Genomic DNA, 23,295 nt, shown 5'->3' with positions numbered 1-23,295 from the left:
GTTCGCGTGACGATGAAACTTGCTCGAAACTACATCGACGGCAGTTGGCATGCCGGTTCTGGAACCATGGAAACGATCAACCCTTCCACAGGGGAAGTAGCCAGCGTGTTTTCGCCAGGCGATACGGACTGCGCCGATGCAGCGGTGTCTGCAGCGCGGAGAGCTTTTGAACGCGGAGGATGGTCCAACAATCCCCGAAAGCGGGCGGCCGTCCTGCTGGCTATGGCCGATGCGATCGAACGCATCCGCGGCCAGCTTGTCGCGGTATCGGTATCGGAATGCGGCAAACGTACTGCAGAGATGGAGGGGGAGGTTGGCGCGGCCGTATCTGAACTTCGCTATTATGCCGGGGTAGCGCGAACGATCTTCGGCCGGGTCCAGGAGGTTGGCGAGGGTCAGCTTTCAATCTTCAGCCGCGAGCCGATCGGGGTGGCCGCGATCATCGTACCATGGAACGCACCGGTGACTCTGTTGGCACGCAGTCTTGGGCCAGCGCTGGCAGCGGGCTGTACTGTCGTGGTGAAGCCAGCGCCGCAAACCTCGCTAACCAATGCCTTGATGATCGAGGCGATGGCAGCGGTTCCCGATTTGCCGCCTGGTGTGCTCAACTCGGTCAACGAAAACGGGCATGAGGTGGGGCAGGCCCTGGTGGTGCATCGAGAGGTCGATGCGATCAGTTTTACGGGCTCACGCCATACTGCGGGACGCATCTTTGAAGCCTCGGCCGCGACGCTCAAGCGCCTCAACCTCGAACTGGGCGGGAAAGCACCCGCTGTCGTTTTCGCCGACGCCGACCTGGACCGCGCTCTGCCTGAGATCGTCCGTGGGGCCACGGCAGCGGCGGGGCAAATGTGCACGGCTGTCACCCGGGTGTTGGTCGAATCTGCGGCGTATGAGCAGGTTGCCGACCGGCTTGCCCAACATTTCCGTGCATTGAATGTCAACGCCGCCGATGATCCCCGATCGGAGATGGGGCCGGTGATCGACATGGCCAATCGCGACCGGCTTGCAGCGATTGTAGCGAGTGCAAGCGATGTGCTGGTGGCTGGCGGACATCCTGATGATGCACCAGCCGGCGGAAGTTATCTCTCGCCCAGCCTGATCGCGGTGGATGATCGCACCAGCACACTCGTTCGCGATGAACTCTTCGGGCCGATCGTCACAATTGAACGTTTTGGCGACGAAGCAGATGCAACAAAAAGTGCCAATGCAACCGACTTTGGACTCGCCGCAAGCGTGTGGACGCGCGACGGGAGCCGGGCGCAGCGGATCGCGCGCTCAATCAAGTCTGGTACTGTGTGGATCAATAGCCACAACCGCCTGTTCGCTGAGGCCGAGACCGGCGGTTACAAGCAGAGCGGAATTGGACGGCTACACGGCCTTATGGGCCTCGATGTGTTTATGGAGACGAAGCACATATTCTCGGAAGCGGGCTTTGTTCCCGCTGTCGGCTACTGATTATGACCAAACGGCCGAATATCTTGTTCATCATGGCGGATCAGCTTCGCGCGGACTATCTGTCCTGTTACGGACACCCGACATTGGAAACACCAAATCTTGATTGGCTTGCGTCACGCGGCGTGCGCTTCAATCGGGCATATGCGCAATCGGCTGTATGCGGTCCAGCGCGCATGAGCGTCTACACTGGACGATACGTGCTCTCGCATGGATCAACCCTTAACGATACGCCATTGCGACAGGACGAATGGACAATCGGTGATTTCTTGCGACCACTCGGGTATCGCACCGTGCTTGTCGGCAAAACCCATATGCGCGCTGACGTCGATGGCATGGAAAAGCGGGGGATCGATCCGGCATCTCCCTCGGGGCTTCTGATCTCTGAGGCCGGCTTCGAAACCTACTCGCGCGAAGAAGGGATTTACCTCGACCATTGGCCGGCAGAGAAGCGGTTCGGGGCTGATTACAACAGATACTTGCGCGAGCGGGGCTATGACGGCGAGAACCCTTGGCACGAGTGGGTCAACTCAGTCGAGATCGATGGAGTACCGGTCTCCGGATGGTTGCTGGAGACGGCTCCCTATCCTGCCCGCGTCCAAGAAGAAGACAGTGAAACGCCCTATCTCACGCGGCGCGCCATTGAGTGCATTGATGCGTTGGGAAGCGACCCCTGGTGCCTGCATCTCAGTTACATCAAACCACACTGGCCCTATGTTGCGCCTGCCCCTTATCATGCGACCTACTCTGAAAACGATGTTCTCCCGGCAATCCGTACTCCGGAGGAGCGCGTAACCTCGCACTCTGTCTTTGCTGGCTTCCAGCGACGACGGGTCAGCCAGAGCTTCTCAGATGATGCTGTGCGCACACCAGTTGTGGCGGCCTACATGGGCCTGGTTAAGCAACTGGATGACCAGTTGGGAGTGCTGTTCGGCGCGCTCAAAGAGCGCGGGTTGATGGAAAACACTCTGATTGTTTTCACTTCAGACCATGGTGATTATCTGGGCGACCACTGGCTGGGTGAGAAGGAGTTCCTGCACGAACCTTCGATCCGTGTGCCGATGATCGTCGTCGATCCGCGCGAACCAGCTGACGCTACGCGCGGACTGGCTTGCGACGCCCTGGTCGAGGCGATCGACTTGCTGCCCACGTTCGTCGAAGCGGGCGGAGGCGACCCAGGGCATCCCCGGCTGGAAGGTCATTCCCTAATACCGCTGCTCGACGGACAAGAGGGAACTCGCGAATACAGCTTCTGCGAATTTGATTATGCGACAATGCGTTTTCGGCGCGAACTGGGGCAGGCGATTGATCAGACCGGTATCGTTGCCGTGGTAGGCGCGCAATGGAAGTTAATTGCCTGCCCTGGCTTTGAGCCGTTGTTGTTCGACCTTGTAAACGATCCCCACGAACTCACCGATCGCGCGGGCGATCCGGGTTGCGCGGAGGTGCGCGCCGAACTGGAAGCTGCCCTGCGCGATTGGGCCTTGCGTCCGCGCCGGGTGACCGAGAGTGCAGCCAGCATTGAGCGACGCACCGATACGCAAGTGACGCGGGGCATCAAGCTCGGCATCCGCAATTCAGAAGAACTTGATGTTGCTTTGCGGGAAGAGGCGCAAGCGTGAGGCAGATCCGATCCTTTATAGCTGGTGCTCCGGTGGACGGATGGCGGTGTTTCGAAAAGCGGTCGCCGGTGGACGGCCAATTGATTGCGAAGGTACACGAAGCCGATGCGGAACTTGTAAACTGCGCCGTGCTCGCGGCGCGGGCGGCCCAACCTGATTGGGAGGCCCTTGATCGAATTGAGCGCGCTGACCTGTTCGAAAGCCTGGCGGGTGCGGTGGCAGCCAGAGCGGATGACCTTGCCGACGCCGAGACCGCTGACACTGGCCGGCCCCGCGCGCAGGTGATGGGCGCACATGTTGGGCGCACGATCGAGGTATTTCGGCTTTATGCCAGCCTTTTGCGCACCTGGTCGGAACAGGCTTGGCATGGCCGGGCTGCATCTCCGAACATGGCGACTGAAGCGGCTCCCAGGACCATCGCCTATACAAGCCGACGTGCGCTTGGGGTGGTGGCAGTCATCGCTCCATGGAACGTCCCGCTCCTGCTTCTAGCACTGAACCTGGTGCCGGCTCTGGCGGCAGGCAATTGCATTGTCGCAAAGCCATCAGAGGAGTCGCCTTGCTCTGCAGCACTACTGGCTGAAATCCTTCATGATGCCGGCCTGCCACCGGGGGTGTTCAACCTGGTACATGGTTTCGGCGCCAATTCGACGGGAGCCGCTCTTGTATCAAATCCGGGTGTTGATGGCATCGCCTTCACCGGCGAAGGGCGCGCCGCGACCCAGATCATGACTGCCGCTGCAGCGGGCCTTCGGCCCGTGCTGTTTGAACTGGGCGGCAAGAATGCCGGGTTGGTTTTTGCCGATTCTGATCTCGACCGGGCGGTCGAAGCTAGCGCTCTCGCAGCCTTTGCCAACAGTGGTCAGGTCTGCCTGTCTATCGAGCGGCTCTTTGTCGAGCGTCCTGTTTTCGATGGGTTCGTTGCAAGACTGGCCGAACTGGCGGGAAGGCAGAAACTGGGACCGCTGATCTCGCAATCCCATCGCGCGAAGGTCCATGCAGCTGTCGAACAAGCAATGGCAGGCGGGGCGCGGCTTCATGCTGGCGGAGTCATTCCGCCTGGTGAAGGCGCTTTCTATCCGGCCACCGTGCTAACGGGCCTTTCCGATAACTCGCCCTTGTTGCGCGAGGAAACCTTTGGCCCTGTCATTCATGTCTCCCCGTTCGATCATGAGGACGAGGCGGTCAGTCGTGCGAACGACACCCCATATGGCCTCGCATCCATGGTCTGGACCCGCGACCTGTCGCGAGGGCACCGTATGTCTGCACGGCTGCGGGCAGGGATCAACTGGGTGAACTGCTGGCAGGTCCGCGATTTTCTGACCCCCCTGCAAGGTCTTGGTCGTTCGGGGATCGGTGCTCAGGGCGGACGCGAGTCTCTCGATTTCTTTTCCCAGGTGACAACAACGGTGGTGAGCTTGTGAGGAACGACTATCATAATCCCGATCCCGAGAAGCTGGTCGCCATGTTCGAACGGATGCTGGTCATCCGTGAGACCGAGGAATATCTCGGGGCCCAGTTTAGAGCGGGCGAACTGCCTGCCGGGGTGCATCTCTATATCGGGCAGGAAGCATCCGGCGTAGGTATCTGTGCGCACCTGGGAGACGAAGACTGGATTACGAGCACCCATCGCGGGCACGGGCATTTCCTGGCAAAAGGCGGCGATCCTTATGCGATGATCGCCGAAATCCATGCCAAATCTGATGGCATCTGCGGGGGGTTCGGCGGAACCATGCACGTCGCCGATGTGGCGCGTGGAATTCTGGGAGCGAATGGCATTGTTGGTGGCGGGCTTGGCATTGCCACAGGCGCTGCCTTTGCGGCCAAGCTGGAAGGAAATGGCAAGGTAGCCGTCTGCTTCTTCGGCGACGGTGCGGCCAACCAGGGCACCTTCATGGAAGCAATGAATTTAGCCTCGCTGTGGAAGCTGCCGCTTCTGCTGGTGTGTGAGCACAATGGCTGGTCCGAATTCACTCGATCCGAAGTGGCGACGAGCGGCCGGATCATTGACCGGGCAAGCCCCTTCAATATTCCGGGGTTCGAAGCCGATGGCAACGACGTAGCGGACGTATGGCGCGTATCAGGCCGTGCGTTGGAGAGCGTTCGCTCAGGCGAAGGCCCCGCTTTGCTGGTGACCTACACCTATCGCACGCGCGGCCATGTCGAGGCGGAAGTCAATTTTCTGTCGCAGCCCTACCGCAGCGAGGAGGAGGTCGCTAGCTGGGTAGCAAAGGATCCAATAGAGCGCGGCGCCGCTCTTCTGGCCCAAGGAGGTATCGCAGAAGAGGAGATTTCCGCAATCCGTGCGCGTGTGAAGGCGTCGATCGCGGAAATGGCCAAGAGGGCCAGATCTGCGGCTGATCCTGATCCTGCGCGGGTTCGTTCAATGATGTTTTCGGCAGCGGAGGCCTGATCATGGCGAAGCGGCGGATGATCCAGGCGATCAACGATGCGATGTTCGAAGAAATGGAGCGCGATCCGCGGATCGTCCTGTTTGGCGAGGACGTCGAGATTTCCATGTTCGGCGATACCAAGGGGCTTCGCGAGCGCTTTGGTCCTGATCGCGTTCGGGACACGCCGATCTGCGAGGCGCTGCTGACGGGAATGGCAGTGGGCATGGCAGCGGCCGGCTGGCGACCCGTGCTGCACATGATGTTCGCCAATTTCATGTACACGGGCTTTGACGCCATCGCCAATCAGATGGCGAAGCTTCGCCTTATGACTGGCGGGCAGATGAAGCTTCCCATCACGATCATGGCTGGGTTCGGTGGGGGTCGATCAACCGCAGCACAGCATTCGGATTGCCCATATCCGCTGTTCATGAATTTGGGCGGAGTCCATGTGGCTGTTCCATCCAATGCCGGCGACGCCAAGGGACTGTTCAAGTCAGCCGTGCGCAGCGACGATCCCGTGATCTTCCTCGAGCCGGGCGGGCGCGGTGGGGAAATGGGCGAAGTGCCCGACGGTGACCATCTGGTTCCGTTCGGCAGAGCATCAGTGCGGCGTTCAGGCAGCGATGTCACGATCGTTGCGATATCAGCGATGGTGAAGCTTGCCGAACAGGCGGCGAAGCAGCTTGCTCAGGACGGGATCGAAGCCGAAATCCTGGACCCCCGCACGTTGGTCCCGCTCGACGAGGACGGCATCCTCGCCTCGCTGTCGAGGACAGGTCGCTTGGTGGTTGTCGACGAGGCGCGTGATCGCTGCAGTGCCGCGAGCCAGATCGCGGCCGTCGCGGCAGATCGCGGGTTTGCCATGTTGAAGGGGCCGGTGCGCCGCGTCACCGTGCCGGATGTCTGCATGCCCTATGCGCCTGTGCTCGAGCGCAGCGTCTATCCGAATGCGGAGCGCATTGCTGATGTGGTGCGCGAACTGTTGAACTGCAGGGACTACCAATGAAGATTAAGCTCAAACTTCCGCGCGTCGGCATGAACATGGAAGAAGCAACGATTGTTGCTTGGCATAAGTTGCCCGGCGAAACTTTCGCCAATGGTGAGGCGCTATACGAATTCGAGACCGAAAAAGTGACCCAGGCGTTCGAGGCTAGCGCCGATGGCAGGTTGGTCGAGATTTGCGTTCCCGAAGGCGAGGAAGCGCAGGTCGGGGATGTGGTATGCGTGGTCGAGGTCGATCAGTGAGCAATACCGGACGCCTCGAACACATCGGCGTTACAGTCGCCGACATGGAGCGGGCGCTCGACTTTCTGACGATTCTCGGCTTCGTAACGCAGTCTCGCTTCACGCCGTTCGATCCGGGTGCTGTGGCTGGAATCACTCGACTGGATGGGGCCAAGGTTCGCGAGATCGCCTATGTTGCGCGTGACGCCTATCATTTCGAATTGCTCGAGTACGAAGCTCCTGAGCGCGCGATCGGCCTGCGTCAACCATGCGATGCAGGCTATTTCCATTTTGCATTGCATGTCGACGATCTCGATGCTGTCCAGGCCCAGCTTGGTTCCTGCGCTCCTCCCCATCGCGTCCAACGAGGGCCGGCCAAGGGTCAAAGGGCGACCTATGTCTACGGACCTGATGGTCTGACCGTCGAACTGATCGAGAAGCCGGGTGGGGATTGATGTCTGCGTATACTCGTACTCGACCGGTTACGGCCGACAAGCAGATTTCCCGCGACTCCCGCAAGCCTGGAGAAGGATCATGATCCGCCGCCTGTTGCCTCTCGCCGTCTTTTTCTGCCAGCCCGCGCTCGCGGAACCGGCATTCCTCGAAGCGCCCAGTGTAAGGACCAATCCCAATCCTGCCGTGCCGCTGGCCGCGGTGCTCAGCTTCAGAACTAGCGGTCCGGTGACCACCACGGTCAGCCTCGACGATGGATCTAGGCAGTGGCAGGTCCAGTTCGGGCCGCGCCATGATCCCGCCAAAGGCCTACCGCTGGTCGACCTCGGCGCGGGCAAGGACATCCGCTTGCGCGTTCGCATCAGCGACAAGACGGGCGCGGTTGATGCGCCCGGATCATTGTCCCTGCGCACACCGGAGCTCCCGGCACCGGGGCTTTCCTGGCCGACCCTGACGACGACCCTCGCCGACAGCGCAGTGCTTGAACCCGGCCTGCGGTTCATCAGTGTGCGGCGGCGCGCGCCAGGTCGGCAGGACTTCCAGACAAGGGCGCAGCAGCAATTCTCGCGGGGCTGGGGCCTGATCCTGGCACTCGATGCCCGGGGGGAGGTGCGCTGGTACTATATCAGCCAGCGGCGCGTTGCGGGGATCAAGCCGTCACCCGATGGGACACTCATCTTCACCACCGAGGACCAGCGTGTCGTCAAGATCGACATGCTCGGCAACATCCTGCGTCAATGGTATCCCGAGATGCGCCGGCTTGGTCCGGTGCAGGGCGGAACGCAGATTACCGGACTGCAGACACTGCACCATGAACCGTCGCTCACGCCGTGGGGCACCTATATCTCGATGTCGGCGAATGGCCGCGAGATCGCGGACTATCCTACGAGTGTCACCGATCCGCAGGCCCCGCGCAAGCCGACCATGGTTATGGGCGACAAGATCGTCGAATTCGATGCGGATGGGAAAATAGTCTGGGAGTGGGATACGTTCGACCATCTCGATCCCAAGATGCTGCACTATCACACGTTCCAGCCCTATTGGGCCGTAAGGGGTTACCCTGGCTATGCGGATTGGACGCATGGTAATGGGATCACGTTCGATGAAAAGAACAATCTCGTCATCGCCTCTTTCAAGCATCTGGATGCTCTGGTCGCCATCGACCGCAAGACGAAGGAGATCCGATGGATTTTCAGTGACCCGCAGGGCTGGCCGGAGAGATTTCAATCACGGATACTCAAACCCGTTGGCCTCACACGTTTTCCATGGTCGCAACACCACCCTCACGTCACACCTTGGGGAACCATCGTCTATTTTGACAACGGCATGTTCCAGGCTCGGCCGTTCGACGGCCGACGGATCGTGCCCTTCCACGAGAGCTACAGCCGGGCAGTCGAGATAAAGGTCGACCCCCGCGCGATGACCGTGTCCGAACTCTGGACTTCGGAAAAGGAGCAGAAGCCAGACAGTTGCATAAACTGGGCGATGGGCGATGCTCACAGGCTGCCCACCACGAACAACATGTTAGTCATTCGCAGCTTCTGCCCGCCGATCACTGACAAGCTCAACGATCAGAACGAGTATGATCTCACGCAGCGCTTCGTAGATGATGTGCCGTATGCCGGCCGGGTCGAGGAATACTCGCGCACTTCGCCTGGGACGCGGCTTTCCCAAACGCGTTTCGACGACCCCAACGAGATTCTCCAGTGGCAGCTCTACGGAGGCTTTCACGCGCCGTCGATCTACTGGGAGGACAAGGCCGGGGCAGCGAACTGAGTGTGGCGTCGGTCATGCCGGACGACCGGGCGGCAATGTCACGAGCTATCATGGCAACATTTCTACCGAGGACCATCTGATGAGCGAGCGACGCAGAGTACTTATTGTGGGCGGTGGCATCGGCGGACTTACGGCCGCTGGGCTGCTTCTCCTTGCTGGACATGACGTCCAGGTCTTCGAGCAGGCGCTCGAACTTGGCGAAGTCGGAGCCGGCATTCAGGTTAGTGCCAATGCCACACATGTTCTGCGCCACTTAGGCGTACTCGAGCGGCTTGCGTCGGTGTCCGTGCGACCGCTCAGAACGGAGTTCCGCCTGCACGACACGGCGGAGATTGTCAGCCAGATCCTGCTGGGCGACAGCCACGAAGAGCGGTTCGGTGCTCCATATCTTCATGTCTACCGGCCCGATATCCTAGGCATCCTGGAAGCCAGAGTCCGTGAACTGGCGCCCTCGGCAATCCATCTTGGCAAGGCGCTTGAACGCTATGAGGAAGGCCCTGACAACGTGACCCTCTACTTTGCTGACGGCACTATGGCGAGCGGCGACTTGCTGATCGGTGCGGATGGCATCAAGTCGGTTGTGCGGGCACAGATGCATGGCCTCGAACCGGCCCGCTATACCGGTAACGTCGCGTGGCGGGTCATGGTACCCGTCGAGAAGCTGCCGCCTGATTTCCAGCCACCTATTTTTGTAAACTGGATGGGGCCAGACAAGCACATGGTTGTTTATTGGGTCCATGGCGGCAAGCTGCTCAATTTCGTCGGTTGTGTCGAAAAGCCTGAATGGACGCAGGAGGGCTGGGCAATCAAGGCGCCCTGGGACGACCTGAAGGCCGATTTTGTCGGGTTCCATCAAGATGTGCAGACAATGATCGACGCAGCGGACAAGGATAATTGCTTCTGCTGGGCGCTTAACAACAGGCCTCGCCTGGAATTCTGGAGCACCGAACGGGTCACCCTGCTTGGAGATAGTGCGCACCCTACGCTACCATACATGGCGCAGGGAGCGGTGATGGCGATCGAGGACGCGGCCGTTTTGATGCGCGCGTTGAACGAATTCGACGACCTGGCCGAGGCCCTGCGAGGCTATGAGAAGGCCCGTATCGAGCGCACCGCGCGGATAGTCAATGAAAGCACCGAACACGCGCGGCTTTTCCATTTTCAGACCCACGACGAATTTCGCGAGGCCTTCGCGCGGAAGGATCCGGCAAGAGACCGTGGCTTGTGGCTCTACAACTACAATCCGCTCACCGTGCCGATCGGTGCCGAAACGGCGTGACTATTCTTGCCGCGCGTTGCCACCACCGACAAACCATTTTGGGGAATTCCATGATCGACTATTCCTTTCCGCCCCAACCATCCAGCTTCGTTCCCATCGCCGGATCGCGGCAGGTTTTTCCCGTCCGCCGTATTTTTTGCGTAGGACGCAATTATGCCGAACATGCGCGAGAGATGGGCTTCGATCCGAACCGCGAGGCCCCCTTTTTCTTCACCAAACCGGCCGATGCAGTCGTCCAAGATGGTGCCACGATTGCCTATCCGCCGTTGACGGAGAATTTCCACTACGAGGCTGAGTTGGTCGTCGCGATTGGCACAGAGGGGCGCAACCTGTCAGTGGAGGCGAGCCCGCTACATATCTGGGGCTATGCCGTGGGCAACGACCTGACGCGTCGCGACCTTCAGATCCAGGCGCGCGAGAAGGGGCGTCCTTGGGATTGGGGTAAGGCATTTGACAATTCGGCCGTCATTGGTCCCATCCATCCGGTTGACGAAGTGGGCCATCCGGACAGCGGGTCGATCCGGCTGACGGTGAATGGCGCGGTCAAGCAGGATGCAAACCTTGCCGAACTCATATGGTCGGTGCCAGAAATCGTCTCGATCCTGTCGCACTCGGTGACGATAAAGCCCGGCGACTTGATCATGACCGGTACGCCTGCGGGGGTTGGCCCGCTTGTCCCGGGAGATGTTTGCACCGTCTCGATTGAGGGCCTTGGAGACCTGATCACCAAGATTGGCCCACGCGAATGACACTTCGCCTGCACAACTTCTTCAGGTCGTCCACCTCGACCCGCTTGCGCGTGGCTCTCAACCTCAAGGGGCTGGAATATGATTATGTGGCCTATGTCCTGCGCAAGAATCAACACCGGAGCCCAGAATATCTGGCACTAAATCCAGCAGGGCTCGTGCCGGCGCTTGAATTGGAAGATGGCACGGTTCTGACCCAGTCGCTGGCCATCATCGAATGGCTCGACGAAACCTACCCCGACCCCCCCCTGCTCCCGACCGACCCGCTCGGGCGGGCGCGGGTCCGGTCATTGGCCTATATGGTGGCTTTCGAGATCCACCCGCTCAACAACCTGCGCGTTCTGAACCGGCTAGGCACGCAGTTCGACGCTGACGACGATGCGGTGGCGCAATGGTTCGTCCATTGGGTAACGGCGACGTTCGATCCGCTGGAAGCCATGCTGGCCGGCAGTCGGGAGACGGGCCAGTTCTGCCATGGCGATGCTCCAACGCTCGCTGACATCTGCCTTTACAGCCAAATCTGGAATAATCAGCGCTTTTCAATTCCAATTGAAACCTGGCCGACAATTGCACGAATTTTTTCGGACTTAGACGGCCTCCCCGCCTTTCGCAATGCGGCGCCACCCAACCAGCCCGATGCCGAATGACCAAAATTGCAGGAGCAAGATCATGAGTGAAGCGCTCGATCACAGCACAGTCGACCATGCTATGCAGCCGGATGACACGCCCGAGCTGCGCGAGCTATATCGCGGGTTCGAAAAGCAGAGCCTGTTACCCCTGTGGACCCAGCTTGGCGACCTCATGCCGGTTCATCCCAAGTCCAGAGCGGTGCCGCACGTCTGGAAATGGTCAAAACTGCTCCCACTGGCTGAACGTTCGGGCGAACTGGTACCCGTTGGGCGGGGAGGCGAACGCCGCGCGATCGGGCTGAGTAATCCGGGCCTTGCTCCCCATGCCTATATCAGCCCTACATTATGGGCAGCGATCCAGTATCTAGGCCCACGTGAAGTCGCACCTGAGCACCGTCACAGCCAGAACGCCTTCCGCTTCGTTGTCGAAGGAGAAGGGGTCTGGACCGTGGTCAATGGCGATCCAGTACGAATGAGCAGAGGCGACTTGCTGTTAACGCCCGGCGGCAACTTTCACGGCCACCAGAACGCCACCGATAAGTCTATGGCCTGGATCGATGGGCTCGACATCCCGTTCAGCCAGCAGATGGACGTTGGCTTTTTCGAATTTGGTTCAGACAAACTTACGCGCCTCGAAACACCAGAATTCAGCCGGGGCGAGCGTCTCTGGTGTCATCCTGGACTGCGCCCGCTTTCGCAGCTCAAGGACAGTGTCAGCTCGCCTATCGGTGCCTACCGGTGGGCGCATACCGACGCAGCCTTGACGCAGCAACTCGCGCTCGAGGCGGAGGGGTATGCGGCCACGGTTGCCCCAGGCCATGCCGCAATTCGTTACATCAATCCAACTACGGGCGGAGACGTTATGCCCACAATCCGCCTTGAATTTCACCGTTTGCTCGAGGGCACCGAGACAAAAATGAGACGTGACGTCGGTTCGACCGTCTTCCAAGTCTTCGAAGGCAACGGCGCGGTTGTGATGGATGGCGAAACGCACAGTGTGGAAAAAGGGGACATGTTTGTCGTCCCGTCGTGGATCCCCTGGTCGTTGCAGGCCGAGACAGGCTTCGATCTGTTCCGCTTTTCGGATGCTCCCATCATGGAGAAGCTGGGCTTTATGCGAAGTTGGGTCGACGCGTGAGCTTGGCATTTTCGCTCGAGCAACGACACGGTATCGAACGGTTGCGCGTTTGATCCACAAGACCATAGATCCGACTTCTCACCCGAGCAGCTGTGCCGTTCTCGGGGCAAAGCGGGCAAGGCTCGATGTCGCCGGAACGTGAGCAGTATTGAGAGGCGGCAGCAATCCTCAAGCGGAATGTTTCGAGCATCATTGCCGTTCTTCAAAGTAGGTCTGAATGACCAGTCTGCGCCTGATCCTGATATGCCAAAGTGCAAGAAGGCATCCTGATCCTACTGGACTCTTTGTGCCATGGTGCTACCATACACCAGTGTTTGGAAAGGTTGGTTGGCGGAAAGGACGCGCTGTTGAGGTGGCGACCCAAACCAGCGCTTCGGTGATCGACAGCAGCGTGGTCATAGTCGGCCTTTTCACAATGTTGTTCCATTCCATGGATTCGCAGTCGAGGACGGTTTTCGTTGTCCCTGCAAGTCCTCCCAACTTATTGGATTGGTGATTTAATATGGCTGAGAAAATCACAGATTTCGACAGCATTGCTGCGGATATCTTTTTGCAAAAGCGGGCTGGAAAACTCAGCCATTTCGCCGAGATGATCTGGAACTTCCACCGGGACCGGATCGATGCCACGTTCGAGGGTGGTTGGGACAATGCCGCATTTCCGTGGGACCGCAACATGCATGGGTGGTGGAAATACCCGCTGGCATTCGCGACATACTCGATCCCCTCGGTGATCATGGTTGAGGAAGCCCGGTACGCGGAAGCTTCAATCTGTCTGAGGAAATCAATACTACTGTTCAAAGATACGCCGATCTGGGACGAATGGGTCAAGTACGGCCATGGGCCAGATCCGATATGCTGCCGGAATATCATGTACAAGGCGCATCTGCACGTCATGTACGGCTTGTATCAGCTCATTACCGGATCGCAGGAGTTTGAGAGGGAGTACATTCAGCTAACAGATATAATGAAAAAGGAGTTGAATGAAAATAGCGAAAATGAGGGATTTGAAGGTATAGTTTGTGAAGATGATCAATATTTTCCTGTATGTAATTCCCAGATAGTCATCGGAATGTCGATACATGACTTAATTTTTGGAACGAATTACTACAATGAATATGGAAAAAGAGTTGCTGATTTCATTGCAGACAGGATCAGTGATCCAGTGACCAAGATGATACTGTACAAGTATCATCCCTCCCATGACCAGGCTGAAGCCTATCTGTCCGGCGCTTGCAACACCTGGGGACTGACCCAATTGCATTATACCAATCCGGCAGACATGCAGACCGGCTATGAGAACTTCAAGCGTCTGCTCGTTGCGCAGCAACCGGATGGCGCGCTCTACCTCAAGGAATGTGTCCATGCCTCCGATCCCGCCATGGGGCTGGAGGAGAGTTTCGGGCTTCTATATGCGCTCGGCTTGGCGAGGGAGTATCAGGACCCTGACCTTTGGGCTGGTTTTATGAAGTACCTGGGTAAGACGTCTGGTATTGCGTATGTCGACGGAAGGGTCCGCCTCGTCGAAGTGACAAATGGGGAAGAGCATCACGCCAACAGCTACATCCTATGGGGCGCCCTTCACGAATCCTGGAACGCGGTCTTTCAGCATGATTGGAGCGCGCTGAGGGCCCGGCATCGGGCGGTGTTGTCATGATCGGTGCAGAGGCTTCGCGCCAAGACATCTGGGCGATGGTTGAAGACGGGCGGTTCACAGATCAAGTTGAGGCGCATTACAGGACGCTTCTGTTCGACCTGGACCTGGCTTGCTACAATAATTGCCACGTCTGTCACGTTCCTGGTTCGGGGGTCGCTTTTTACAAGGCCATGGGCTTCATGGCCCTGACTTTGCCATCTGTAGCCTATATTGACCCGTTCAGAACCAGAGAGGTTGAGTATAATCTTAACCTGACCGCAAAAAATATCTGTAATCCAAATCTTTCCAACCCATTGAATATGTACGATTCTGAAAATGTCCGCGTCGTCCTGAGCGCCCTGTCGTATGAATTCTACCGATTGGTCAGCGGAAGGGGGCAATTCGATGAAAAATCTCGCGCATTCATCGAAGAAATAAAAGGAAAGATCATTAACAATTACCAATCTGCGCAAAATATTTTCGCGCTTGAAACTGTGACCGGTAGGTTCGAAATGTTTCCAAATCTACTGGCGATGCTTGCATTTGAAATTCATGATAAGATTCATGGGACAACTTATTCCGACGATAATGACAAAATTCTGGACGGTATAGGCGTTCTGTTACGCGATGATAAATCAGGACTGTTCTTCGAATCACTGCAAACTGGAAGTTTTGGTTTCGACAAGCAGGAAATGAATAGAGAGTCATTTTGGATCTCTAGAAATATTCGACCAAGATCCAATGCGTTGGCACTTAACCTGATGCATTATTTCAGGCCGCAGGAAGCTGAGGCGCTTTGGGAGCAGTTTAAGTTCGCATTTTCTGACGAATTGATGCGGATCGATTTAGGGGCGTTGAAAGGGAAGTCTGGACAGTCTTTCGTAACACCTCTTGGTTTTCAACTAGAGGATATTTTTTCAGCTCTTTGGTTGGCTAAAGAGATGCAAGATGTCAAATTTTTCAATTTACTGAACAATCGCATTTATGAAGTTTTAGAGCCGAAGCGTATAGAGGCTAAGATATTTTATGATCAGCTGGGGGAGGGTGGACCATTGGTTTCATACTTTAACCTTCTGGCCCAGTGCCATGTCGGCTGGAAGCAGCTTGTTGAAAAAGATTGGGCGCAGAGCTACCACAAAGACTATAATGTGGTCCGCTGATACCAGAATGCGATGAGCCTGACTCATCGCATTCTGCTTAAGCCCGTGCGGCGCTTGAGAATTTCCAGCGTGTGATGCGTCACCATCCCAGCGCGCTGGTATGAGACGATGCTTGATGTGAAGGCTTCGCAGCAGTTGGACACCCTGATTTACTGGTGGCGGTGAGGGTGTGAATGTGATTCCATCGTTTTGAGCGATGGAGGCGTATGTGTCTGTGCAGCGTGGCTTTTTCGATCTGGATGAGCGGTATGCGGCGCTGTCGGCGGCGGGCGATCCGCTGGAGAAACTCGTGGCGCTGATCGACTTTGAGATATTTCGCCCCGCGCTGGATGCGGCCCTGCAACGATCTGACGGCAGCAAGGGCGGGCGGCCGCCGCTGGACGCGGTGATGATGTTCAAGACGCTGATCCTGCAGACGCTCTACGGCCTGTCTGATGCGCAAGCCGAGTTCCAGATCCTCGACCGGCGCAGCTTCGGGCGCTTCCTCGGCCTCAACGATGGCGACAACACGCCCGACGAGACGACGATCTGGCGGTTCCGCGAGGGCTTGGTGCGCGCTAATGCCATCGACGCCTTGTTTGCCCGCTTCGACGCCCACCTCAGAGGTCTGGGCTATCTGGCCATGGGCGGGCAGATCGTCGATGCCAGCATCATCGCCGCTCCGCGTCAGCGCATGACCGACGAGGAGCGCGCCCTGGTCAAGGGCGGCGGCATTCCGGAAGACTGGGCCGCCAAGCCGGCAAAGCTCGCGCAGAAGGATCGCGACGCGCGCTGGACGCTCAAGCGCGGGCGCCGCAAGAAAGGCCCAGATGGCAAACTCATGGCCGAGATAGCCACGCCCATGTTCGGCTACAAATCCCACATCGGCATCGACCAGCGGCACGGCTTCATCCGCACGTGGGGCGCCAGTGATGCCGCCCGCTACGATGGCCGCGAACTGCCGAACCTGATCGATCCGGCCAACACCGGCAGCGCGATCTGGGCGGATACCGCCTATCGCAGCCAAAAGAACGAGCGGGCTATCCTGCGCGCGGGGCTGGTATCGAAAATCCACTTCCGCCGCGCACCAGGAAAGCCGCTTCCCACGCAGCGCCAACGCGCCAATGCCGCCCGATCCAAAGTGCGCTCTGCTGTCGAGCACGTCTTTGCCACACAGAAGCACCGCATGGGCCTGTTCATCCGCACGATCGGCATTGAGCGGGCCAAGGTGAAGATCGGCCTCGCCAACATCGCGTTCAACTTCAAACGCTTCCTCTACTGGGAAAACCGGGCGAGCACCGCATGATCACGCGGCCAAGGTCCCGAAACGGCCCGTAACGCCTACGCGGTGACCGGAAAATGCCCGGATATGGAAACCCGAAACGGTCGGCCTCGCACCTTCAGGTTATGCCCAGCACCGTGAGCGGGTAAATCAGGGTGTCCAGATGCAGACCAGACGCCAAATTCGTAGGTCCTGATCTGTAATTGCAGAGCTAGGCGGTGTTGATCCCCTGAGGGTTTCATGGATCTGTCCGCACTGGCCGGACCGGAGCCTGGTCGTGCTGTATCGGGTCTCACAGAGGCGAACGTTGCATTGACTCGAAGCGGGCTTTGCAGCCCATCTGACTACCTTCGCAGATCGTTCGTCCCTGCGTTCCCTCGCGGGACACCGCCCTCGGATCAGCTTCGACGCTTCACCGCTGGCAAACAGGTTCTACTCTACCTTACGCTTGGAACAAAGTGCCGTCGCGCAGCATGGCATGCATTATGACAGCGAGGCGGCGGGCAAGGGCAACGCGAGCCTTCTTTAGGCCGTGACGCTTGGCGATCTTCATGGCCCATGACTTGAGCGCGAAGGTTTCCCGGCTTCGGGTGAGGATCGAGTTGGCAGCTTCGTACAGCAGCTTGCGCACGGTCCCATCTCCCTGTTTGGTGATCCTGCCTGTCCGATCTAGCTCGCCCGACTGATGACGTCGGGGCACAAGGCCGAAGTAGGCGCCGGCATTGCGCGATTGTCGGAAACGCCCCGCTTCATCCACTGCAGCGGCGAAGGCAGCAGATGTCTGCACGCCCACGCCCGGTATGGTCATCAGGATTTCGCAAGCCTGTGACTGGCTGGCGATGATACGCAGGCGGCGGTCCATTTCCTTGATTTGCCCGACCAGTTCTGCGCGCACAGACAGCAAGGATGCGATGGCGTCGCCAAGGCCCGGGATGTGGGCGGCCTGCATGATCCGTTCGAGGAAGGCCTTCCCTTGACCTGCGCCGGGCCGATAGCCGAACGTCGCGCAGAGACCACGGATCGTGTTGTCGAGCCGGACACGCGCTTCAACCAGATGGCTGCGTGCGGTGATGACGCTGCGAACGCCATGCGCTGCCGGAGATTTGACATGCACCTCCTTGTAGAAGCCGGTGCGTGCCAACTGTGCGAGGCCGGCGGCATCGTGAGGGTCGGTCTTGTTCGCCTTCATTGCCTTGAGGCTCTGGTGGGCCTGGCGGGCATCAATGCACACTACCGGGACACCCAGTTCACGCAGGCCAAGGCAGATCGCCGGCGACATGCGGCCCGTTTCGATCACCGCCCGCTCGATTGGACCGTATCGCTCCAGCATCATGGCGATCGCCTCCGGAGAGCTTTCCACTTTCTCCGACACGACCTTCCGACCATTGTCATCAACGATGCAGACCTGCGTGGATTCCATCGACAAGTCCAATCCGGCATAGTGCTTCATGGCTGCTTCCTTCCTTCAGGATTCGACAACCAGAAGTGTGCGCCCCAACCGAGCTCCGAGGGAAGCAGCCGCAATTACACGATGACTCCAGCATCCTAAGATCGGACAATGCAGGGATTGAGTATCGGACGCCTTGCCGCGTTCTGCCAATCCCTTCGAAGGCGATCACCTGGTGCATTGCACAAGGGGTTGAAAAGTTGCGCTACGATTCCAGCGCTTCGAGGCTTACCGTGAATTCCAGACCAGAATTTCTGGCACGCAGGCGCTGATTGCGGCCAGGTAGCGGTAATTCCAGGCCGTCGCCTACGAGGCGGCATTCGGTAATCGTACGCAACTGGTCAATGCGGGCATGAAGCGTGGGACCTGCATCGAAGATGTCGACATAGCCGTCGTAAACAAATCCTTCGGCTTCAAGCATTGCCTTGGCCGGAACTGCGTCTACGTGGGGGCGCCCGATCGCAGACTGCGCATCGAGTGGCAAGAGCGCAGTATATATGGGAAATTTAGGCATGAGATCGGCAATGAACTGATTGCCTTGGGTCGCATTGTATAGGTCGGCAGCATGAAATTCGCTGTCAAAGAATTTTCGGCCAACGGCCTCCCAGAATGGTGAGATGGCGCCATCTAGCCAGCCGCGCATTTCAGCAACTATAGTGCTTCCAAACCTCTCCCTGTGTTGAGAAATAAAGAGGTAGCGGCTGCGCGAGAGAAGTTGTCCCAGCCCCGCGGATCGGGCTTGTGGCGCCAAAAAGAGCCCGCCCACTTCCGAAGCGCCATCGAAATCATTGACCAGTGTTAGAATATGAGTCGAGAAATGTCGGCCAGTGCCATTGGAAACATGGGATATTCGGCTCAGCTTGTAGCTGTAGAATGGCCATCGGACCCCGATCTTCGAGTAAATGCTCGAGGTTCCAACAATTCGGCCCGTCTCAGTGTCTTCAAGGACGAACAGATAGAATTCATCCTGCGGTGAATCGATAATGACGCCGCAGGATTGCTCGCTCCACGCTACTCGTTCCGCCAGTACACCCCGGTCATGAGGAAAGTTGGTGAGGCCGCCCGCGGTCAATGCCGCCAGTTCCAGCAATGCATCCACGTCATTCTTGCATGCCATGCGCACTTGGTGCGTCATATCAGAGTTCCCCAATTCCAAAGCCGAGCATTTTCATCAGTGCTCCGCGTGCAGCACGGCATTCTGCCCAGAGTTCGGCGTCCGCCAGGTCGGACTCGGCAATTCTCTCCGGCCAATGTTCTTCTATGGTTCTCTCGAGCCTGTCACAGATCCTTTCGTCAACGAGGAACCTCTTGTCGACGGCTGCCAGCGCGCCCTCGCTCATGGCAACCCGTAGGCGCAAACAAGCAGGGCCTCCTCCATTACGCATGGATTCGCGAACCTCGACGATTTCCAATCGTGTGATGACGCCTTGGCCCACCACGCTATCGTTCAACCATTTCCACACAGCAGAGTTCTCTCGGCATTCGCCCGGTACGACCAGGGCCATTCCGCCGCAAGGCAGTGTGACCAGTTGCGAGTTGAACAGATAGGAACCCACCGCATCTGCAAGTGATACTCGATCCGAAGGCGCCTCGATAATCTGGACCGAAGGTACTCGCATGCGGATGGTTTCGAGGACTTGGTCGCGATCCTCGAAGGCCTGTTGGTGTGTCAACAAGACATTCTCGTTCGCGACCGCCACCACGTCATTGTGGAAGGCACCGGCTTCTATCGCCGCAGCACTTTGTTGGACGTGGAGTTGCCCCTCGGCGCTCAGGCCATGGCGCCGAGCCACGGCTTCCCCCGCGATCCGATTCTGCCGGGCGGGGTACCTGCCGCTTGAAACACCGTAAACGAAGATCTCGAGGCCGTGTTCGCCATGACTGGCTGTTAGCCGCATTGCATTGGCGGCTCCTTCGTCTGTTAGTCTTGCGGGGAGCGGGTCATGCACGGCGAACAGACGCTTATCGGGAAATGCCAGCCGAAGTTGTCGCACAGTCTGTTGTGCCTCGATGCTGCGATGGAGCATCGACGAAAGGTTTGCGACTGTCAGGTGGCAACGCCCGTCGCGCGTGTCGGGGGCGGGCGAGACGGTCGCTGCATTAGCGGTCCACATCGGGGATGCGGAGAACACACTCGTCAGCAATGCCGGATCGCTTGCCCAGGCGGCGGAGTAGACGTCATCGTCGCTGCCTGCGAAACCAAGATCTCGTAGCCACGGAGCGAAAGGGCGGTCATGCGGCAGCAGCAGGCCTTGTGTTAGGCCAAGCCCGAGCATTCGCCGCATCTTGCCAATCCCCTGGATGGCCGCTTTTCGAGGGCTTGAGACCACGCCGGCATTCCGCGCAGAGGCGACATTTCCGAACGAGAGGCCCGCATAATTGTGGCTCGGGCCGACCAGACCGTCAAAATTGACTTCACGCACCATTGGAATGATCCCTTCGGGCTGATCGCAGGCCGCGAATGTCGCTGGTTTGGTCGATCACTGCTTCTGCTTCGAAGCTGGCGACCGGATAGGCGCAATAATCAGCCGCGTAAAAGGCGCTTGGCCGGTGATTGCCCGAGGCACCCAGCCCGCCGAACGGCATCGTCGCGGCGGCGCCGGTCGTGGGCCTGTTCCAGTTGCACACACCGACGCGTGCGCGAAGCGCATAGCAATCCCACAAGGATTGATCTGAAGAGATCAGCCCCCCCGCCAGTCCGAAGGCGGTATTGTTGGCGACGCGGATAGCGGTGTCGAAGTCAGGCACTCGCATGACCTGGAGAAGTGGGCCGAAGATTTCCCGGTCAGGGACTTCCATGTCCGTTACGTCGACGATTGCGGGAGTCAGAAATGCACCCGAACGATCCGGCGGGGATAGCAAGGGCAAAACCACGCGCGCCCCGGATGCCACCAGCGCATCATAGGCGGCGCGCACGCGATCGGCAGCGTGAGCGGATACCAGCGGTCCCATTGCTGGCTCCGGAGCTTCGTCCCAGCTGCCGATCGACAAACGCTGCGCGTAGTCGACGACAGCTGCAAGCGTTGCGTCACCGACGCTACCCTTCGGGATAATGAGGCGACGCGCACACGAGCAGCGTTGCCCGGCCGAGATGAAAGCGGAGCTCACGACGATTGAGGCTGCCGCGTCCGGCATCCCGTCCCAAGCGATCAGGGGATTGTTGCCGCCGAGCTCGAGCGCAAGAATGACTTCTGGACGATCAACGAACTGGCGCCGAAGGTGTGCGCCGGTAGCGGCCGAACCAGTAAAGAGTAGGCCATCGATCCGGGATTCGGCGAGGGCGATGCCGGTGTCGCGCCCGCCCTGCACAATGTTGAAAACACCATCCGGCAGGCCAGCCTCTTGCAACAGACCATCAATGATTTCGCCAACGAGGGGCGCTTCCTCCGACGGCTTGAAGACGATTGTGTTTCCCGCAAGGAGCGCCGGAACGAAGTGCCCGTTGGGAAGATGGCCAGGAAAGTTGTATGGGCCGTAGACGGCCATTACACCATACGGCCTGTGGCGCAGCACCGACCGGCCGAATGCGGCCTCCCGCTCGGACTCGCCAGCGCGCTCGCTTTGGGACTGGATCGAAATCGCGACCTTGTTGGCCATGGATGCGACTTCTTGGCGGCCTTCCCACAAAGGCTTTCCGGTCTCACGGCCGATTGCCGCAGCGAGCCGTTCTGCGTGATCCGATATCATCTGCCGGTATCGCTCGACGAGCCGAATTCGCTCGAAAAGTGGCGTAGCGGACCAGCCATCGAAGGATCGCCTCGCACGTTCGACGGCCAGAGCGACTTCCTTCGGGCCCGCCGACCTTCCTTCCCAAACTGTTTCTCCCGTCGCCGGGCACACTGATCGGAAATTAGTCATACTGCGACCTGCAATGCGTCAACAGCAAGTAGTTCGCTTGCCTTCTCACAGGTCTGCTCGAACCGAATGAGGACCTCGCGCACTTCCTGTGCTGAAATGGTGAGAGCCGGCAAGAGGCGCACGACATTGTCTCCGCCACCCGTGATCAAGAGTCTCTGTTGGCGCGCAAGATTGATGAACTCCCGATTGACGACTGCTAGCTGCACACCAATCAGGAGGCCGAGCCCACGGATCTCGCGCACTATGTGCGGATAGCGAGCGGTTATGGATTCAAGGCCGGCACGGAATTCTTTAGCGCGCTGGTTCACGGTATCGAGAGTTTCTGCGTTGCTTATCTCATCGAAGGCCGCGATCGCGACGGCCATCGCAAGCGGATTACCGCCAAATGTCGAACCATGTGATCCAATAGTCATACCGATCGCGGCCTGCGCAGTTGCGAGGCAGGCAGAGACTGGAAAGCCTGCGCCAAGGGCCTTGGCAATAGCCATGATGTCTGGCTCGCAGTCCTTGATCCACTGATGAGCAAAAAGACGACCGGTGCGCCCCATTCCACACTGCACTTCGTCAAAGATAAGCAGTACGCCATTGCGCGAGCAGACTCGGCGAAGGTGTCGCAACTTCTTGGGATCGAGCGCTCGCGCGCCTCCTTCGCCCTGCACGGGTTCGACGATCACGGCCGCTGTGCTGGGCGATGCTACCAGTTTCTCCCAGGCAGCGACTTCGTCGAAGGCGGCATGACAAAAGCCCTGCATTGGCGGGCCGAAGCCGTCGAGATAGGCCGCATTGCCGGCAGCGTTCAACGCGGCGAAAGTGCGGCCGTGAAACGAACCTTGGAAGCCGACGATGTCGACGCGTTCATGATTGCCCTTGACCGAAAAATGGCGGCGCGCAGTCTTGATCGCGCATTCGATCGCCTCGGTACCAGTGTTGGCGAAAAAGGCCGTATCTGCAAATGTGGCGGCGATCAGGCGCTCTGCCAGCTGGGATTGTCCGGGAATTTGCAAGCCGTTGCCAACATGCCAAAGGCGTTCCGACTGGCGTTGCAATGCATCCACAAGTGCAGGATGGCAATGACCCAAGGCGTTGACGGCGACCCCCCCGATGCAGTCGAGCCATTCTAAACCATTCTCATCGAACAACCAGCTTCCGAAACCCCTTACGGGTGCAATAGGCGCGGGTGCATAGACCGGCATCACCGAAGAGATCATATTCGCAGCCCCT

General features: G+C 58.6%; 20 protein-coding genes. 15 read left to right on the top strand and 5 right to left on the bottom strand.

Annotation, left to right across the window (positions count from 1 at the left end; translation table 11 throughout):
- Positions 1-12 precede the first annotated feature (12 nt).
- The 15 genes from HGI47_RS08395 (at position 13) to HGI47_RS08325 (ending at position 16,793) form a co-directional block, all read left to right on the top strand.
- Complete coding sequence (locus tag HGI47_RS08395; protein WP_168852368.1) at positions 13-1,458, top strand: aldehyde dehydrogenase family protein; 1,446 nt, start codon at positions 13-15, stop codon at positions 1,456-1,458.
- Positions 1,459-1,460: 2 nt separating this feature from the next.
- The gene (locus HGI47_RS08390) at positions 1,461-3,077 is read left to right on the top strand and encodes a sulfatase-like hydrolase/transferase (protein WP_118074349.1); all 1,617 of its coding nucleotides are present in this window, start codon (positions 1,461-1,463) and stop codon (positions 3,075-3,077) included.
- Positions 3,074-4,501 (top strand): aldehyde dehydrogenase family protein, encoded by a 1,428-nt coding sequence (locus HGI47_RS08385; RefSeq protein WP_168454872.1) that lies wholly within the window; start codon positions 3,074-3,076, stop codon positions 4,499-4,501. Before HGI47_RS08390 ends, HGI47_RS08385 begins: the two co-directional genes overlap by 4 nt.
- Positions 4,498-5,490, top strand: a complete 993-nt coding sequence (locus HGI47_RS08380; RefSeq protein ID WP_118074347.1) for a thiamine pyrophosphate-dependent dehydrogenase E1 component subunit alpha — start codon at positions 4,498-4,500, stop codon at positions 5,488-5,490. The genes HGI47_RS08385 and HGI47_RS08380 overlap by 4 nt, the downstream gene beginning before the upstream one ends.
- Before the next feature lie 2 nt (positions 5,491-5,492).
- A complete protein-coding gene (locus HGI47_RS08375; protein WP_118074346.1) occupies positions 5,493-6,476 on the top strand; it encodes an alpha-ketoacid dehydrogenase subunit beta in 984 nt (327 codons plus the stop codon).
- A complete protein-coding gene (locus HGI47_RS08370) occupies positions 6,473-6,715 on the top strand; it encodes a lipoyl domain-containing protein (protein ID WP_118074345.1) in 243 nt (80 codons plus the stop codon). Before HGI47_RS08375 ends, HGI47_RS08370 begins: the two co-directional genes overlap by 4 nt.
- Positions 6,712-7,149 (top strand): VOC family protein, encoded by a 438-nt coding sequence (locus tag HGI47_RS08365; RefSeq protein WP_168852294.1) that lies wholly within the window; start codon positions 6,712-6,714, stop codon positions 7,147-7,149. Before HGI47_RS08370 ends, HGI47_RS08365 begins: the two co-directional genes overlap by 4 nt.
- Before the next feature lie 79 nt (positions 7,150-7,228).
- Positions 7,229-8,923: an aryl-sulfate sulfotransferase gene (locus tag HGI47_RS08360; protein ID WP_168852293.1), complete on the top strand. Its 1,695-nt coding sequence runs from the start codon at positions 7,229-7,231 to the stop codon at positions 8,921-8,923.
- A gap of 79 nt (positions 8,924-9,002) precedes the next feature.
- Positions 9,003-10,202 carry an FAD-dependent monooxygenase gene (locus HGI47_RS08355; protein WP_158453967.1) on the top strand — a complete coding sequence of 400 codons (1,200 nt, stop codon included), beginning with the start codon at positions 9,003-9,005 and terminating at the stop codon, positions 10,200-10,202.
- Between the two features lie 50 nt (positions 10,203-10,252).
- A complete protein-coding gene (locus HGI47_RS08350; RefSeq protein WP_199558135.1) occupies positions 10,253-10,951 on the top strand; it encodes a fumarylacetoacetate hydrolase family protein in 699 nt (232 codons plus the stop codon).
- Positions 10,948-11,595: a maleylacetoacetate isomerase gene (maiA, locus tag HGI47_RS08345; RefSeq protein WP_125955312.1), complete on the top strand. Its 648-nt coding sequence runs from the start codon at positions 10,948-10,950 to the stop codon at positions 11,593-11,595. Before HGI47_RS08350 ends, maiA begins: the two co-directional genes overlap by 4 nt.
- 22 nt (positions 11,596-11,617) lie before the next feature.
- A complete protein-coding gene (locus HGI47_RS08340; protein ID WP_118074830.1) occupies positions 11,618-12,715 on the top strand; it encodes a cupin domain-containing protein in 1,098 nt (365 codons plus the stop codon).
- 502 nt (positions 12,716-13,217) lie between these two features.
- Positions 13,218-14,369: a hypothetical protein gene (locus tag HGI47_RS08335; RefSeq protein ID WP_118074341.1), complete on the top strand. Its 1,152-nt coding sequence runs from the start codon at positions 13,218-13,220 to the stop codon at positions 14,367-14,369.
- Complete coding sequence (locus HGI47_RS08330) at positions 14,366-15,508, top strand: hypothetical protein (RefSeq protein WP_168905365.1); 1,143 nt, start codon at positions 14,366-14,368, stop codon at positions 15,506-15,508. The genes HGI47_RS08335 and HGI47_RS08330 overlap by 4 nt, the downstream gene beginning before the upstream one ends.
- Before the next feature lie 208 nt (positions 15,509-15,716).
- On the top strand, positions 15,717-16,793 hold the full coding sequence (locus tag HGI47_RS08325) for an IS5 family transposase (protein ID WP_118074829.1): 1,077 nt from the start codon (positions 15,717-15,719) through the stop codon (positions 16,791-16,793).
- A 418-nt stretch (positions 16,794-17,211) separates the two neighbouring features.
- On the opposite strand, the gene HGI47_RS08320 is transcribed toward HGI47_RS08325, so the two are convergent.
- The 5 genes from HGI47_RS08320 to HGI47_RS08300 all read right to left on the bottom strand — a co-directional run bounded on the left by HGI47_RS08320 (position 17,212) and on the right by HGI47_RS08300 (position 23,282).
- Positions 17,212-18,219 carry an IS110 family transposase gene (locus HGI47_RS08320; RefSeq protein ID WP_118074339.1) on the bottom strand — a complete coding sequence of 336 codons (1,008 nt, stop codon included), beginning with the start codon at positions 18,217-18,219 and terminating at the stop codon, positions 17,212-17,214.
- A gap of 202 nt (positions 18,220-18,421) precedes the next feature.
- Complete coding sequence (locus tag HGI47_RS08315; RefSeq protein ID WP_118074338.1) at positions 18,422-19,351, bottom strand: arginine N-succinyltransferase; 930 nt, start codon at positions 19,349-19,351, stop codon at positions 18,422-18,424.
- A gap of 1 nt (position 19,352) precedes the next feature.
- The gene (locus tag HGI47_RS08310; RefSeq protein WP_125955317.1) at positions 19,353-20,642 is read right to left on the bottom strand and encodes an N-succinylarginine dihydrolase; all 1,290 of its coding nucleotides are present in this window, start codon (positions 20,640-20,642) and stop codon (positions 19,353-19,355) included.
- Complete coding sequence (gene astD / locus HGI47_RS08305) at positions 20,632-22,074, bottom strand: succinylglutamate-semialdehyde dehydrogenase (protein ID WP_168852291.1); 1,443 nt, start codon at positions 22,072-22,074, stop codon at positions 20,632-20,634. The genes HGI47_RS08310 and astD overlap by 11 nt, the downstream gene beginning before the upstream one ends.
- Positions 22,071-23,282 carry an aspartate aminotransferase family protein gene (locus HGI47_RS08300; protein WP_206065821.1) on the bottom strand — a complete coding sequence of 404 codons (1,212 nt, stop codon included), beginning with the start codon at positions 23,280-23,282 and terminating at the stop codon, positions 22,071-22,073. The genes astD and HGI47_RS08300 overlap by 4 nt, the downstream gene beginning before the upstream one ends.
- Between the last annotated feature and the right edge of the window lie 13 nt (positions 23,283-23,295).

Origin of the sequence: Novosphingobium sp. ERN07 (assembly GCF_012641335.1) — a bacterium.
In the GTDB taxonomy this organism is placed as follows: domain Bacteria; phylum Pseudomonadota; class Alphaproteobacteria; order Sphingomonadales; family Sphingomonadaceae; genus Novosphingobium.
Note: the sequence above shows the minus strand (reverse complement) of the source record. Positions and strands in the feature narration are given on the sequence as shown.

Coding starts and splice junctions, on each gene's coding strand:
- HGI47_RS08310 (WP_125955317.1), bottom strand. CDS start 20,642: ATGGTGCGTGAAGTCAATTTTGACGGTCTGGTCGGCCCGAGCCACAAT.
- HGI47_RS08330 (WP_168905365.1), top strand. CDS start 14,366: ATGATCGGTGCAGAGGCTTCGCGCCAAGACATCTGGGCGATGGTTGAA.
- HGI47_RS08370 (WP_118074345.1), top strand. CDS start 6,473: ATGAAGATTAAGCTCAAACTTCCGCGCGTCGGCATGAACATGGAAGAA.
- HGI47_RS08340 (WP_118074830.1), top strand. CDS start 11,618: ATGAGTGAAGCGCTCGATCACAGCACAGTCGACCATGCTATGCAGCCG.
- HGI47_RS08300 (WP_206065821.1), bottom strand. CDS start 23,282: ATGATCTCTTCGGTGATGCCGGTCTATGCACCCGCGCCTATTGCACCC.
- HGI47_RS08350 (WP_199558135.1), top strand. CDS start 10,253: ATGATCGACTATTCCTTTCCGCCCCAACCATCCAGCTTCGTTCCCATC.
- maiA (WP_125955312.1), top strand. CDS start 10,948: ATGACACTTCGCCTGCACAACTTCTTCAGGTCGTCCACCTCGACCCGC.
- HGI47_RS08335 (WP_118074341.1), top strand. CDS start 13,218: ATGGCTGAGAAAATCACAGATTTCGACAGCATTGCTGCGGATATCTTT.
- HGI47_RS08315 (WP_118074338.1), bottom strand. CDS start 19,351: ATGACGCACCAAGTGCGCATGGCATGCAAGAATGACGTGGATGCATTG.
- HGI47_RS08395 (WP_168852368.1), top strand. CDS start 13: ATGAAACTTGCTCGAAACTACATCGACGGCAGTTGGCATGCCGGTTCT.
- astD (WP_168852291.1), bottom strand. CDS start 22,074: ATGACTAATTTCCGATCAGTGTGCCCGGCGACGGGAGAAACAGTTTGG.
- HGI47_RS08390 (WP_118074349.1), top strand. CDS start 1,461: ATGACCAAACGGCCGAATATCTTGTTCATCATGGCGGATCAGCTTCGC.
- HGI47_RS08360 (WP_168852293.1), top strand. CDS start 7,229: ATGATCCGCCGCCTGTTGCCTCTCGCCGTCTTTTTCTGCCAGCCCGCG.
- HGI47_RS08375 (WP_118074346.1), top strand. CDS start 5,493: ATGGCGAAGCGGCGGATGATCCAGGCGATCAACGATGCGATGTTCGAA.
- HGI47_RS08355 (WP_158453967.1), top strand. CDS start 9,003: ATGAGCGAGCGACGCAGAGTACTTATTGTGGGCGGTGGCATCGGCGGA.
- HGI47_RS08320 (WP_118074339.1), bottom strand. CDS start 18,219: ATGAAGCACTATGCCGGATTGGACTTGTCGATGGAATCCACGCAGGTC.